We start from the raw sequence: 13332 nt of genomic DNA on the forward strand, positions 1-13332 counted from the left end.
GTAGTTGCGGTGCACGGTGGGGCGGGTCGGCGAACAGCCGGCCCGCCCCACCGCTGTCTGTGGGCCCGTCGCGGAGCGCCGACGGGTCCGTGCGAGATACCTGATGACGTGAGAGGACCCGATGGACCAGCAGAACAGCGGCGACAAGGCGGCCACCGCACCGCATCCCGATGACGACCGCAAACCCGACGCGATCTCCGACCTCACGAAGCCGTCGTGGAAGTTCGTCTTCAAGAAGACGGTCCGGGAGTTCTCGCAGGACGAGTGTCTCGACCTCGCCGCGGGCCTGACCTACTACGCCGTGCTGGCCCTCTTCCCCGCCCTGCTCGCCATCGTGTCGCTGCTGGGACTGCTCGGGCAGGACCAGGCCGGGACCGACGCGCTGATGAACATCATCCGGCAGGTCGCACCCAGTGCCGCGGACACCATGCAGGGTGTGGTCACCCAGCTCACCCAGAGTCAGGGAGCGGGGATCGGGCTGGTCATCGGCATCCTGGGTGCGCTGTGGTCGGCGTCCGGGTACGTGGGCGCCTTCGGCCGCTCGATGAACCGGGTCTACGAGATCGACGAGGGCCGGCCGTTCTACAAGCTGCGGCCGGTGATGCTCCTCGTCACCCTCGTCGCCGTGGTGCTGGCTGCCCTGGTCGCCGTCGCGCTGGTGGTGTCGGGTCCGGTCGCCGGGGCCGTCGGCGACGCCATCGGCATCGGTGAGACCGGTCTGACCATCTGGAACATCGCCAAGTGGCCGGTCATCCTGGCGGTGGTGGTGTTCATCGTGGCGGTCCTGTACTGGGCCACCCCCAACATCAAGCAGCCGAAGTTCCGCTGGATCAGCGTCGGGGCCGTCATCGCGGTCGTGGTGTGGATCGTGGCCAGTGCCGCCTTCGGCTTCTACGTCGCCAACTTCGGCAACTACAACAAGACCTACGGCTCGCTGGCCGGCGTCATCGTCTTCCTGCTCTGGCTGTGGATCACCAACCTGGCTCTGTTGTTCGGTGCCGAGGTCGACTCCGAGCTCGAGCGCGGCCGTCAGCTGCAGGCGGGCATCGAGGCCGAGGAGACACTCCAGCTACCGCCGCGCGACACCAAGGCCAGCGATAAGGCCGCGGCCAAGGAGGAGCAGGTGGTCGAGCAGGGTCGGCGCATCCGCGAGACCGGCGGTCGCCAGGCCTGACCCGAGGGTCGCCCTGGGGGTCCGTCGCCCGGCCGGGCGACGGAGCGGCAGCGTCCGCGGTCGCCGGGGATGGCAGAATCGGACCCGGCGTCACCGCATCGGTGCTCGCACGTCGGACGTGATCGCGGCGGTCCCCACCGGTCGGGAGGGTCCGTGACGGCGCTGGTGCGGTTCGAACTGGCCTTCGCCCGGCTGGCGGACGCGTTCGGCGAGCCCGAGCTGTTGCCGGCGCGGTTGGCGACGGCCTGCACCGAGGTCCTGCCGATCGCCGGCGCCGGCATCAGCCTGTTCATGCCCGACGGCTTCCGGGTGCCGGTCGGGGCGAGCGACGAGACGGCCGCGCACGCCGAACGCCTCCAGTTCACCCTGGGCACCGGCCCGTGCATCGAAGCGCACCGCACCCGGCGGATGATCGGTCTGACCGCGGACGAGATGACCGCCCGCTGGCCGGATTTCGCGTCGGCGCTCACCACGGCGACCCCCTACCGGGCGGTCCTGGCGGCGCCGCTGTCCGTCGGGCTGGACACGCTCGGCACCACCGATCTGTTCCTCGACGATCCGGCGCAGCTGGCCCGGCTCGATCCCGACGACGTCGCCGCGGTCACCGATGCCGTGTCGCACCGGCTCTCGGCGGTGCCGGCTCCGGCGACGGACCAGGGCGACACGGACCGGTCGGCGGAGGCCGAACCGGTGTGGCTGCAGAGCCCGCCGGCCGTCCACCGCACCATGGTCTTCGTCGCCATGGGCATGGCATCGGTCGATCTGGACGTCACCGCGCAGGTGGCGCTGCGGTTGCTGCGGACCCGGGCCCTGCGCGACCGGAGCTCCGTCGACGACATCGCCGCCGCCGTCGTCGCCCGGCGACTGCAGCCGGTGGACCTGCGCGTCAGCTGAGACCACGCTCGTCCGGGTCACCCGAAACGTCGGGTGCGCCGGACCACGGCATCGGCGATCTCGTGGATCGAGGTGCGTTCGGCGAAGGCGGCCGCGCGCAGCAGCGCCAGCGCGTTCGTCACCGGCACCTCGGCCTGCACGGCGATCATCCCGGTGGCGATGGCGATCTCGTCGTGGCCGAGGGTGCGACCGCGGGTGCTGTGCAGCTCGCGCAGCACGGCGCGGGCGATGTGCCCGGTGCCCAGCAGGGCGGTGGTCGTCGCCACCGGGCTCAGGGCCCCGGGGGTGCGGCGGTAGAGCTGCACGGTGCCGAACGGCACCGTCCCCACCTGCAGCAGGAACGCGAAGAGGGCCGCCACCCCCAGGCTCCCGACCTCGCGGGTCAGCACGGGCCAACGGTCACCGGCCACGCCCGCCGTGAGATCCGGGACGGCGTACGGACTGCGATGCAGGAACGCGTCGATCGACGGGCCCTCGTTGAGGGTCAGGTGCCACTCGTCGATGGCTCGCGCGACGTCGTCGGTGGCGAACACGAGGTGCCCGTGGTCCAGGCTGCCGCGCGCGGTGACCGCCGCACCGTCCAGCCCGAGAGTGGCGACAAGGTCACGGCAGAGGTCGTCCGGTGTGCTGTCGACCTCGACGGGCGGCGGGCGGTGCTTCATCGGCGCCGCCCCTCTGCCGGCCGGTGACCCGGGTCCACCGATTGCCGCCACACGCACCATACGGCACCTCCGTGGCGGTGCACCCGCCCGGCCGGGGCCCGGGATCAGCCGGTCGGCCCGACGATGTCCGCAGCCACGACACCCACATCCACGCCTCGGCGCCGGGCCTCGTCCTCGATCAATCCGAAGGCCTGATCGATGTCGACGCCGTGCCGCGCCATCGTCACCCCCGCCGCCTGGTTGACCAGCTGACGGCGCCGCAACGCCGTGACCAGCGTGCGGGCGGGCGCCTCGCCCGGCTGAGCCGCCAGATAGTCGGCGAGCCCACGGTCGAGGTAGTCCAGCAGGACGACGAGCACGTCCGGCTCGGGTACCCGCAGTCCGCCCTCCCGGCGGCTGTACAGGTTGAGCGAACCCACCACGACGGGCCGCACGTGCAGCGGCTCGGCGAGGAACGAGCGGACACCCACCTGCGCCGCCGCGGCCGCCACGAGCGGCCAGCGGACCCGGACGTCGTCCAGGGTCACGGCCACCCGCCGGTCGGACCGGGCCGCCGACAGACAGGGCCCGTCGCCCTCGTCGTACTGGCCCTCGTCGATCAGCAGGACGGCGTCGTCGGTGTGGGCGGCGGTGAACGGCTCACCGGCGAACCGGGCGGTGACGCCGGCGCCGTGGGCGTCGGCGATCATCCGCACCGCCTCCCGCGAAGCCCGGCTCATCAGGTCCAGCAGGGTGTCGGCGTCGTTCACGCGTCCCTGCAACTGGATCATCAACCGGCCGATCTCGTCCGGCGACTGCGCCAGCGCCCGTTTCAGGGCCGGCGACCAGTCCACCGCGTCGTCCGGCCACCCCCCGCCGGGACCGCCGGGCTCATCGACCATCTGGGCAACCCCGCTCACCTGTGGCACTGGTCGGCAGCGCCGTCGTCACGTCAGGTCGGTAGGGAGACCTTCCGGCTGAGCCTATCCCGGCCGGCGTCGGTGGCACGGCGCCGCGGGCGGCGGTCAGGACGACGTGGCGGCCAGGCCGACCGCCGGCGCCGGCTCCTCCGGAGCCGGGATGGGCAGTTCCGGTAGCGCGCCCGTGAGCGCGACCTCCTCGGCGAGGTCCCGGAGCTTGCGGTTGAGTGCCTGACTCGCCTCGCACATCGCGGCGAAGGCCTGGTCCTCGGTCCACTGGCTGCGGGCCATCAGGATGCCGATCGCCACGCCGATGCGGCGGTTGCTCATCAGTGCCCGGTGCAGGTTCGCCGCCCGGGCCCGCTGCGCGAGGCCGGCCAGCGCGGTCTCGGTGGACGCCATCGTCACCGCCGCGACCGTGGTGGCGGCCCCGGCGAAGGCCTCGACGTCCTCGGCGTACAGGTTGAGCGTCCGCGTCACGGGGCCGGCGCCGCGCAGCGGGTAGGACAGCACCCCCCGCACCGGCGTGCGCTGCACGACGATCTCGCTCAGCCGCGGCCAGCGGACGTCGGTCCGCAGGTCGCGCACCATCACCGCGGATCCGCGGCGCATGGCCTCCAGCGTCGGCCCCTCTCCCAGGCGGTACTGGGCGACGTCGACCTCCTGGGCCACCGGATCGGTGGTCGACACGGTCCGCGGGATGCCGCGCGAGTTGCGCTCGGTGAGCGTGGCCCAGCGGGCCCCCGGCACGACGGTGGTCACCACCTGCAGGACGCCGGCGATGGGGTCGCCGGGGTTCTCGGCGGGCTCGGCCACCAGCTGGGCCAGCGAGGCGAGCTGCGCGGCCAGCGTCGGTGCCGTCGCGGTGCTGCCGTTGATGGACGGGTTGTCGGTCATGGTTCTTCTCCAGGGAGGCGGCCCGTGTCGAGCAACGTCTGGGCGACGTCGCCGATCTTGCGTCGGGTACTGCGGGCAGCGGTACGGAGGCGGTGGAAAGCCGCCACGTGGTCGAGGTTCTCGCGGGACATCAGGAAACCGACGCCCCGTTCGATGGGCACCCGGTAGTCGAGGGCGTAGTTCAGCTGCGCGGCGAGCACCCCGGCCTGTTCGGCACTCACGGCGGTGGCGAGCATCGCCTCGGCGACGTCACCGAACCGGCTGAGCGCGTGCTGCTCGGCGGCCTCCCAGCGGTGCTCGCGGTCGAGGTAGATGTCCAGGCTGGCCACCGGGATGCCGCTCAGGTGGACCGGGACGCCGAGGACGGCCCGGATGCCGCTGCCGTCCAGGACGCCGGCGAGCTGCGTCCACCGCTCGTCGTTCTGCACGTCCGTGGTCGCCGTCACCGCGTCGTGGACGAAGGTGTCCACACAGGGCCCCTCGCCGGTCTCCAGCTGGGCGTTCTCCAGGAGGCGGCTCGTGGGATCGGTGAAGACCGCGTAGCGCAGCTCGCTGTGCTCGTCGGCGAGCATCAGGCCGCTGCCGGAGATGTCGAACATCTGCGCGCAGGCGTCGACGACGCGCTGCAGCGATTCCTCCAGCACCGTGTTGGCCTGCTGCTTCTCCAGCCGCCGGAGGCTCGCGGCGAGGGCGGTGGCGTCGATGCTCGTTGTCATGTGCTCACTCTTGCCCGATTCCGTCGTCCGGGGGTCCGGCGGGACCACCGGGCGGCGTGCCGACGGGGTCCAGGTCGGCCCGGCCGTGTGCGCCGTGGGGCAGATGCCGCGCGGAGGCCGCGCTCAGCTCGAGGAGCCGGCCGATGACCCCGGCGAAGGCCTCCGAGCCCGAGATCTGGGCGTCGGACCAGGTGTGCGGGGCGGCACGGACGGCGTTGAGGTTGCCCACCACCTCTCCGGACACCCAGATCGGCGCGGACAGCACCGCCCGCACCCCGTCGGAGGCGAGCCGCTGCCACACCGACCGGTAGGCGTCGTGGGTGGCCAGGTCGGCGACCGCCACGGTGCGCTGCGACCGCATGGCGTCGATGCCGGGTCCGACCGACAGCTGCTGCTGGGCCTGCTCCAGCGCTTCGGCGGCCAGGTCGGTGGCGGCCACCGTCCGTACGGCGTTGTCGTCGTCGAGCAGCAGGACACCGACCCCGTCGGCGGCGAGGAGGTCGCTCGCGGCGGTCACGACCTGACGCAACCGCGGCACGAGGGTCTCCACGGGCGATCGACCGACGCTCACCTCGAGACCACGCAGGGTGTCTCCGGGGACCGCGGGGCCGCGGTTCACCGCACGCGCCCGACATGCGGGCCGGACCCGGTCGTCGCAGCCATGTCTCTCCAGTCCGCCGGCCGGTCCCCGGACAGGGGACGGCATCGAGAACGGACCGCGGACACAGGGCGGTCGGGATGGCGACGGACCAGCCGTCGCTCACGCGAGATGCTAGCGGTGGAACCGATCGCACACAATCATCCCGGCACGGCCGCCGCCGCGGTGTCCGGGTGCACCGCCGGTCACGGTGGGCGTGCGGCACCGGTGCCCGGCCGCCGCCGGCGCCGACGGTGGGCCGGGCCACCTCTGACCCGCCGCCGGCCCCGCCTCCGTCACCCGGATGCCCGGACAGCCCTCGATGCACGACGGCCCGCCACCCCTGACGGGTGGTTGTCGCCTCGTGTCCGGGACAGCGGGTGACCGCCGCGGCGGTCACCTCATTCGAACAGCTCAGCCGCCCGGCCGACGATCAGCGGGTCCGGGCGGCGTACCACGGTCGTGTCCTTGCCGTCGTAGTCGACGTCGGCGAGCACGAAGCGCATCGCCTCGAGCCGGGCCCGCTTCTTGTCGTTGCTCTTCACCACCGTCCACGGCGCGCGGTCGGTGTCGGTGGCCCGGAACATCGCCTCCTTCGCGGCGGTGTACTGGTCCCACTTGTCCAGCGACGCCAGGTCCATCGGCGAGAGCTTCCACTGCCGCACCGGGTCGATCTGCCGGATGAGGAAGCGGGTGCGCTGCTCGGACGGCGACACCGAGAACCAGAACTTGATCAGGGTGAAACCGTCGTCCATCAGCACCTCCTCGAACTTCGGCGCCTGCCGCAGGAAGCGGGCCGTCTGCTCGGCGGAGCAGAAACCCATCACGGTCTCCACCCCGGCGCGCGTGTACCAGGAGCGGTCGAACAGGGCCATCTCGCCCTTGGCCGGGAGATGGCTGACGTACCGCTGGAAGTACCACTGGCGGAGTTCGTGGTCGGTGGGCTTCTCCAGCGCCACCACCCGCGCTCCGCGGGGGTTGAGGTGCTCGGTGAAACGCTTGATGGTGCCGCCCTTCCCGGCGGCGTCGCGGCCCTCGAAGAGCAGCGCGTAGCGGGCGCCGGCGGCCTTGATCCAGTTCTGCAGCTTGAGCAGCTCGATCTGCAACAGCCGCTTGTCGTGCTCGTACTCCTCGCGGCCGAGCCGCTGGTCGTACGGGTAGTCCTCACGCCAGGTGTCCACGATCCGGCCGTCCACGGCGCGCAGCACCGGGTCGTCGTCGTCGAGTTCCTCCACGACGAAACCGCCGGTGCCGTACTTGTCCTCGAGAGCGGCCAGCTGCGCGGCGAGATCGGTCATGCCGCGAAGTGTGGCCGACCCGCCGGACCGGCCGATGGACGCCGGGTGAACGGCAGCCGACGCCGCAGGCCGGCGGGTCGGTCAGCGGGTCGCGCGTGAGCACGGCAGTGGGTCGGGGTCAGCGGGCCGGTGGTCGGTACGTCAGCGGGTCAGCGGGTCTCTGGTCGGCGGGTCAGGGTCAGCGGGCCGGTGGTCGGCGGGTCAGCGGGTCAGCGGGGTCAGGGCGTCAGCGGGTCAGGGCGTCAGCGGCTCCAGCGCGTCAGCGCGTCAGCGCGTCAGCGCGTCAGCGCGTCAGCGCGACAGCGCGACAGCGCGAGAGCGCGTCAGCGCGTCAGCGCGTCAGCGCGACAGCGCGACAGCGCGAGAGCGCGTCAGCGCGCTCCAGGCGTCAGCGGGTCAGCGCGTCAGCGCCTCGGTGGGTCGGCGCGTCAGCGGGAGACGCGGACTGCGGCCGGCAGCCACCCGGTGGCCGGCGGCCGGTCGAGGGCCCGGCGCCGCCGGAGCACGACGTCCTGCCGGAGCGCCCGGGCGACCGCGTTCTCGGCCAGCCGGGCGACCACCGCGCGGTCCACGGGCGCCCGGCCACTGCCGGCGATGGCCGGGATCGGCCGCAGCCACTGCAGCTCTACGACGACGCCGCGCATCCGCAGCGTCCGCCACACGACGGCGGCCAGGGTGTCGTCCCCCACGAAGGCGGTCGCCGTGGTGGGCACCGCCCCCTGCGACACCCGGACCGTCGCCGGCTGCACGACCACCGCGGCGTTCAGCGCCGCCTGGAACGCGGCCCGGTGGAACTCGCCGACCGCCCGGCCGCACCGGGTGGTCGCCTCCGGGAACACCTGCACCCGGTGCCCCTGCCGGAGCAGCACGGTCATCGCATCGACGGCCGCGGGCAGGTCCCGGTACCGACGTCGCCGCAGGAACACCGCGCCGCTGCGCCGGGCGACCGCGCCGACCAGGGGCCACTCCTGCACCTCCGACTTCGCCACCGGGACCATCGGTGCGCCGGCGGCGAGCGCCAGCACGTCCAGCCAGGAACTGTGGTTGGCGACCACCAGACCGGCGCCGCTGCGGACGGTGCCGGACACGGTCAGCGTGACCCCGGCGGCGGTCAGCACCCGGCGGCACAGCCACTGCAGCAGCCACGCCCGGCGGTGTGCGCGGCCGTACCCGGGGAGGCTCATCACCAGCAGGGCCGGGGGGACCAGCACGGCGACCACCACGGCCAGCGACGCCATCCGCCACCAGGTGAGCGTCATGCCCACCAGATCGGCGGACGGCGCGACGCATCCGGCGACGCAGGCCGACCGCGGCGCCGGCAGGTGGTGACAGCCGCTCCCCGTGACACGCGCGGTGCTCACGGGGCACCGCCGCGGGTCCGGCGCGACACCGTGGGCAGGGCCGCACGCGGCGCCGGGAGCGGCCCCGGCTGCCCCGTCGCCGGCAGGAACCGACGCAGGTAGCGCTGGTCGGCGTTCTGCAGGTCCAGCAGGATCAGCAGGTCCACGCAGTTGAACAACGGGTCGTGCGCCGGTGGCCCGAGCACGGTGGCCCCCAGCCGTAGATAGCCCTTGAGCAGCGACGGGAACCGCACCACCGCGGGCGGCGGCCCGGGCACCCACGGTCGCCGGGGCGGGCAGCTGAACCGCGGATCGCGGTGCGACACCTGCAGGTCCTGCCACACCCCCGCGGCGAGCTCGCCCCCGTCGGTGAGGGGGATCGACGAGCAGCCGATCAGGTACCGGTGGCCGCCGCGCATCATGTACTGCGCGATGGCCGACCACAGCAGCGACATGGTGGCCCCGTTGCGGTGATCGGCGCGCACACACGACCGGCCGCCCTCAACCGTGTACGGCAGCAGGCCGGCGATCCGGTCGAGGTCGAACTCGGTCTCGGAGTACAGCCCCGTGCTGCGCGATGCGGGCGGCAGCAGCCGGTAGGTGGCCACCGTCTCCGGCGCCGCCCCGGGCCGCGGGGTGTGCGTGACGATGACGTGGTCGCCGGCCTCGTCGAAGCCGTCGGCGTCCAGACCCACCGGGCCGGGGGTGATGGCGCCGAACTCACCGGCGAAGATCTGGTGCCGCAGCCGTTGGGCGCTGCGGATGTCGTCGGACTGACGGGTGACCGTCACCGTGTAGGGCGCTGTTCGATCGTCGGCGGGCGATGCCTCGGCGACGCGCAGTTGCTCGATGGACACCCGTCAAGGCTGACCCGCAGGCACCACGACGCGCCTCCCCGGGCCACGAAGGGGCGGTGAAGGTTCGGTGAACGGTGGCATCCGCGGCCCGGGTGCGGGCGGCGCACCGGGTTCAGCGGGGTGCGGCGCCGCCGTGGGCCTGTCGGGCCGCCGCCAGGAACGCGTCGAAGCCGGCCGGGTCGGCCAGCGCGTCGCGGGACACGGCGCCGGCGACGTCGGCGCCGGCGAGGATGCGCTTGACCGGCACCTCGAGCTTCTTGCCGTTGAGCGTCCGCGGGATCGCCGGCACGGGGATCACCCGGCTGGGCACGTGCCGCGGTGACAGGTCCGCCCGGATGTCGCGGCGCAGTCGGGCGGTGACCGCGTCCGGATCGGCGCCGTCGGCGAGCACCACGAACAGCAGCAGCTCGCCCTCGGCCGCGCCGGACGTGTCGACCACCAGCGCGTCCCGCACCTGCGGCACCGCGTCCACCACCCGGTAGAACTCGGCGGTGCCCATCCGCACCCCGCCGCGGTTGAGGGTGGCGTCCGACCGGCCCTCGATGACGCACGACCCGCGGTCGGTGACGCGGATCCAGTCGCCGTGCCGCCAGACGCCCGGGTACTCCGCGAAATAGGCGTCGCGCAGCCGGGTCCCGTCGTCGTCGCCCCAGAAGGCCACCGGCATCGACGGCATCGGCGCGGTGATCACCAGCTCACCGACCTCGCCGACCAGCGGATCACCCGTCGGGGAGAAGGCCTCGACCTTGGCGCCGAGCGCCCGGCAGGAGATCTCCCCCGCCCACACCGGCACCGTCGGCGCGCCACCGACCACGGCCGTGCACAGATCGGTGCCGCCCGACAACGACACGATCTGCAGGTGCTCCCCCACCGCGTCGTGCAGCCAGCCGAACCCGTCGGCGTCCAGCGGCGACCCGGTCGAACCGACCACCTGCAGCGCACCGAGGTCGTGGTCGGTGCCCGGGGTCAGGCCGGCCTTGCGGCAGGCGGTGATCCACGGCGCCGACGTCCCGAAGTACGTGACGCGCCACTGCTGCGCCAACCGCCACAGGACGCCGAGATCGGGGTGCCCCGGGTTGCCGTCGAACAGCACGATCGTCGCGCCCACCAGCAGGCCACCTATCAGGTAGTTCCACATCATCCAGCCGGTCGTGGTGAACCAGAGGAACACCGAGCCGGGACCGAGGTCCGACTGCAGCGCGAGGACCTTGAGGTGCTCCAGCAGGATCCCGCCGACGGACTGCACGATCGGCTTGGGCAGCCCGGTGGTGCCCGACGAGTACAGCACCCACAACGGAGCCGCGAACGGCACCGGCACGAACACCGGCGCACCGGCCTCGGCGGTGAAGGTGTCCCAGTCGGTCGCGCCGTCGGGCACGGGGGTGCCGAGCACCGGGATGTGCACGAGCGTCATCCCCGGGACGGCGGCCCGCAGCTGCGCCACGGTCGCCGAGACGTCGAAGACCCGGCCGCCGTAGCGGTACCCGTCGACGGCGAGCAGCACGGTGGGCTCGATCTGCCGGAAGCGGTCGATCACCGAACCGGGCCCGAAGTCCGGCGAGCACGACGACCACACCGCTCCCAGCGCGGCGGTGGCCAGAAATCCGACCAGGGCGTGGAGCCCGTTCGGCACCAGCGCCACCACCCGGTCGCCGGTGCCGACGCCGGCTCGGCGGAGGCCGTTCTCGGCGGCGCCGACCAGCGCCCGCAGCTCCGCCAGCGTGACCGGCTCGGCGGTGCCGTCCTCAGCCGCGACGATCGCCACGACGGTGTCGTCGGTGCGGCCGGGCAGGTCGGCCAGGGCGTGCTCGGCGTAGTTCAGGGTGCCGCCGGGGAACCAGCGGGCGCCGGGCATCCGCGCGTCGGCCAGGTCGCCGATCGCGGGATGGTGCCACCGCACCCCGAAGTGGTCGGCCAGCGCGGCCCAGAACGCGCCCACCTCGGTGGTGGAGTACGACCACAGGTCCGCATAGGTCGGGAAGGCGCGGCCGGTGCGGGTGGCGAGCTCCTCGGCGAAGACGCCGATCCGGGTGGTCCGCTGCTCGTCCGGCGCCCACAGCACCACCGGGGGTTCGGTGCGCTCGTCCATCGGCCGGCTCCTCTGCTCGCCGGGCGCCGCCGCCCGCCCTGCTGGCATCCTCACACACCCCGGGCGGGCCGGCCGGTCCGCGCGGCCGCCGACCGCTGCTAGCGGGCGTAGACGACGTCGGTGAGGAAGCGGGTGAACCCGAGCCGCTCGTACAGGCGCAGCGCGCGGGTGTTGTCACCCTCGACGTACAGCATCACCTGGGCCGGGCCGCGGGCCCGCAGGTACTCCAGGCCGGCCAGCGACAGCGGCGTCCCGAGGCCCCGGACGGGCGACTCCGGGTCGACCCCGAGGACGTAGATCTCGCCGAGCGGGCCGGCCGGTGCGGTGGCGTCGGCCGGGGTCGGGTCGGTGGGATGCACCTTCGTCCAGTGGTAGCCCAGCAGCCGGTCGTCGGCGTCCACGGCGAGGAAGAAGCCGGCCGGGTCGAACCAGTCCTGGGCCAGCTCCCGGTCCAGGCCCGCCTGGTCGAGCCGGCCCTGTTCGGGATGCCAGGAGAAGGCCCGTGCGTTCACGGCGAGGAACGCGGCGTCGTCGGCACCGGGGACGAAGGTGCGGATCCGCACCCCGTCCGGCAGCTCCGGACGCGGCGTCGGCGCGGCGGCCGGCCGCCGCATCTGCACGAGCTCGCGGGTCTCCCGGAGACCGTGCCGCGCCGCCAGCGCCCGGGCGGCCGGCAGGTCGCCGTGGGCCCACACCGCCGGACCCGTGTCGAGCACCGCCCGCAGCAACCGGTCCCCGAGCCCGCGGCGGCGGTGCGACGGGGTGACGGCGAGCTCCGCGGGGTCGCCGGCCGGCAGGACGGCGACGGCCACCAGCGCTCCCCCCTCGGTGGCGGTCAGGTAGCGCAGGTCGCCGTCCAGGCCGACCGACTCCAGGACGTGGCCGCCGAACGGCGAGACCCCGTCGGCGGCGACGCAGGCATCGACCAGGGCGGCCAGGTCGTCGACCGGCGGCAGGTCGGGGCGGAGGTCGCTCACCCGGTGACCGGAGCGGTCTGCTCCTCCCGGAGCGACGAACGGGCGGGCGGGACCATCTTGTAGCCGACGTTGCGCACGGTGCCGATCAGCGACTCGTGCTCGGCGCCGAGCTTGGCGCGGAGCCGCCGGACGTGCACGTCGACGGTGCGGGTGCCGCCGAAGAAGTCGTAGCCCCAGACCTCGGTGACCAGCTGCTCCCGGGTGAAGACCCGCGACGGGTGCTGCGCGAGGAACTTCAGCAGCTCGAACTCCTTGTAGGTGAGCTCCAGGGTCTTGCCCCGCAGCCGCGCCGTGTAGGTGTCCTCCTCGATGGTCAGATCACCGAGGCTGATCAGGCCCGAGTTCGAGGCGGGGTTGCTGCGGCCGGCCAGCAGCCGCAGCCGACAGTGCACCTCGGCCGGCCCGGCGCCGGCCAGCACGACGTCGGAGACCCCCCATTCGGGGCCGATCGCGACGATGCCGCCGTCGGTGACGACGGCCAGGATGCACACGTCCAGCCCGCCGGAGCCGAGCAGCCGGCACAGGTTGCGAGCGGCGGCGAGATCCTGCCGGGCGTCCAGGATGACCAGGTCGTACGGCCCGGAGGTGACCAGCGATGCGGCCTCGGGTGCGGCGGACCGCAGGTTGACCGGCAGCAGATCCAGCGCGGGCAGCACGCTGTTGGGATCCGGATCAGCAGTCAGCAACAGAAGATCCACTCGTCGACTCCCTTCCCGGTGCGTGCGGAGTTCACGGTCCTGCGGGGGCGCCGCGGGCACCGGGTCGCGGGACCGTCGCTACCACCCGGACCACACAACAAGGCGTCAACGGACCGAAACACAGGCGTCCAGCTGCGGAAATCATAACGGCTGGACGGCGCCGACCGAATCGAGCGCGTCACACCACCGGTGGC

At 73.4% G+C, this 13332-nt stretch carries 13 protein-coding genes; 2 read left to right on the forward strand and 11 right to left on the reverse strand.

The genetic code is table 11. The features are described from left to right. The first annotated feature begins 121 nt into the window (after positions 1-121). Together DB033_RS11370 and DB033_RS11375 are read left to right on the forward strand one after the other, a co-directional pair. Positions 122-1174, forward strand: a complete 1053-nt coding sequence (locus tag DB033_RS11370; protein WP_111766768.1) for a YihY/virulence factor BrkB family protein — start codon at positions 122-124, stop codon at positions 1172-1174. A 153-nt stretch (positions 1175-1327) separates the two neighbouring features. Beyond that, a complete protein-coding gene (locus DB033_RS11375) occupies positions 1328-2068 on the forward strand; it encodes a GAF domain-containing protein (RefSeq protein ID WP_111766769.1) in 741 nt (246 codons plus the stop codon). Between the two features lie 17 nt (positions 2069-2085). Here the strand turns inward: DB033_RS11375 and DB033_RS11380 are convergent, their stop codons facing one another. From DB033_RS11380 to DB033_RS11430, 11 genes are all read right to left on the reverse strand, one after another. Then, positions 2086-2730, reverse strand: coding sequence for a hypothetical protein (locus DB033_RS11380; protein WP_111766770.1), 645 nt, complete (start codon positions 2728-2730; stop codon positions 2086-2088). Between the two features lie 104 nt (positions 2731-2834). Beyond that, positions 2835-3611: a GAF and ANTAR domain-containing protein gene (locus tag DB033_RS11385; protein ID WP_111766771.1), complete on the reverse strand. Its 777-nt coding sequence runs from the start codon at positions 3609-3611 to the stop codon at positions 2835-2837. Positions 3612-3734: 123 nt separating this feature from the next. Beyond that, the gene (locus DB033_RS11390) at positions 3735-4526 is read right to left on the reverse strand and encodes a GAF and ANTAR domain-containing protein (RefSeq protein ID WP_111766772.1); all 792 of its coding nucleotides are present in this window, start codon (positions 4524-4526) and stop codon (positions 3735-3737) included. Further along, positions 4523-5242 carry a GAF and ANTAR domain-containing protein gene (locus tag DB033_RS11395; protein ID WP_111766773.1) on the reverse strand — a complete coding sequence of 240 codons (720 nt, stop codon included), beginning with the start codon at positions 5240-5242 and terminating at the stop codon, positions 4523-4525. The genes DB033_RS11390 and DB033_RS11395 overlap by 4 nt, the downstream gene beginning before the upstream one ends. Before the next feature lie 4 nt (positions 5243-5246). Beyond that, positions 5247-5813 carry a GAF domain-containing protein gene (locus DB033_RS11400; protein WP_170315520.1) on the reverse strand — a complete coding sequence of 189 codons (567 nt, stop codon included), beginning with the start codon at positions 5811-5813 and terminating at the stop codon, positions 5247-5249. Between the two features lie 467 nt (positions 5814-6280). Then, complete coding sequence (gene ppk2 / locus DB033_RS11405) at positions 6281-7177, reverse strand: polyphosphate kinase 2 (protein WP_111766775.1); 897 nt, start codon at positions 7175-7177, stop codon at positions 6281-6283. Between the two features lie 428 nt (positions 7178-7605). Next, positions 7606-8538: a lysophospholipid acyltransferase family protein gene (locus tag DB033_RS11410; protein WP_111766776.1), complete on the reverse strand. Its 933-nt coding sequence runs from the start codon at positions 8536-8538 to the stop codon at positions 7606-7608. Beyond that, positions 8535-9374, reverse strand: a complete 840-nt coding sequence (locus DB033_RS11415) for a GNAT family N-acetyltransferase (RefSeq protein WP_111766777.1) — start codon at positions 9372-9374, stop codon at positions 8535-8537. Before DB033_RS11415 ends, DB033_RS11410 begins: the two co-directional genes overlap by 4 nt. A gap of 112 nt (positions 9375-9486) precedes the next feature. Further along, on the reverse strand, positions 9487-11463 hold the full coding sequence (locus tag DB033_RS11420; protein ID WP_111766778.1) for an acetoacetate--CoA ligase: 1977 nt from the start codon (positions 11461-11463) through the stop codon (positions 9487-9489). A gap of 98 nt (positions 11464-11561) precedes the next feature. Continuing rightward, positions 11562-12440, reverse strand: a complete 879-nt coding sequence (gene mshD, locus DB033_RS11425) for a mycothiol synthase (RefSeq protein ID WP_111766779.1) — start codon at positions 12438-12440, stop codon at positions 11562-11564. Beyond that, positions 12437-13138 (reverse strand): winged helix-turn-helix transcriptional regulator, encoded by a 702-nt coding sequence (locus DB033_RS11430; RefSeq protein WP_111766780.1) that lies wholly within the window; start codon positions 13136-13138, stop codon positions 12437-12439. Before DB033_RS11430 ends, mshD begins: the two co-directional genes overlap by 4 nt. Positions 13139-13332: the final 194 nt, after the last annotated feature.

It is taken from the genome of Nakamurella deserti (assembly GCF_003260015.1).
Classification (GTDB): Bacteria; Actinomycetota; Actinomycetes; order Mycobacteriales; family Nakamurellaceae; genus Nakamurella; species Nakamurella deserti.

What these genes read in the sequence shown, in the direction of transcription:
- ppk2 (WP_111766775.1), bottom strand. Translation starts at nt 7,177, where the DNA reads ATGACCGATCTCGCCGCGCAGCTGGCCGCTCTCGAGGACAAGTACGGC.
- DB033_RS11395 (WP_111766773.1), bottom strand. Translation starts at nt 5,242, where the DNA reads ATGACAACGAGCATCGACGCCACCGCCCTCGCCGCGAGCCTCCGGCGG.
- DB033_RS11420 (WP_111766778.1), bottom strand. Translation starts at nt 11,463, where the DNA reads ATGGACGAGCGCACCGAACCCCCGGTGGTGCTGTGGGCGCCGGACGAG.
- DB033_RS11385 (WP_111766771.1), bottom strand. Translation starts at nt 3,611, where the DNA reads ATGGTCGATGAGCCCGGCGGTCCCGGCGGGGGGTGGCCGGACGACGCG.
- DB033_RS11370 (WP_111766768.1), top strand. Translation starts at nt 122, where the DNA reads ATGGACCAGCAGAACAGCGGCGACAAGGCGGCCACCGCACCGCATCCC.
- DB033_RS11380 (WP_111766770.1), bottom strand. Translation starts at nt 2,730, where the DNA reads ATGAAGCACCGCCCGCCGCCCGTCGAGGTCGACAGCACACCGGACGAC.
- DB033_RS11390 (WP_111766772.1), bottom strand. Translation starts at nt 4,526, where the DNA reads ATGACCGACAACCCGTCCATCAACGGCAGCACCGCGACGGCACCGACG.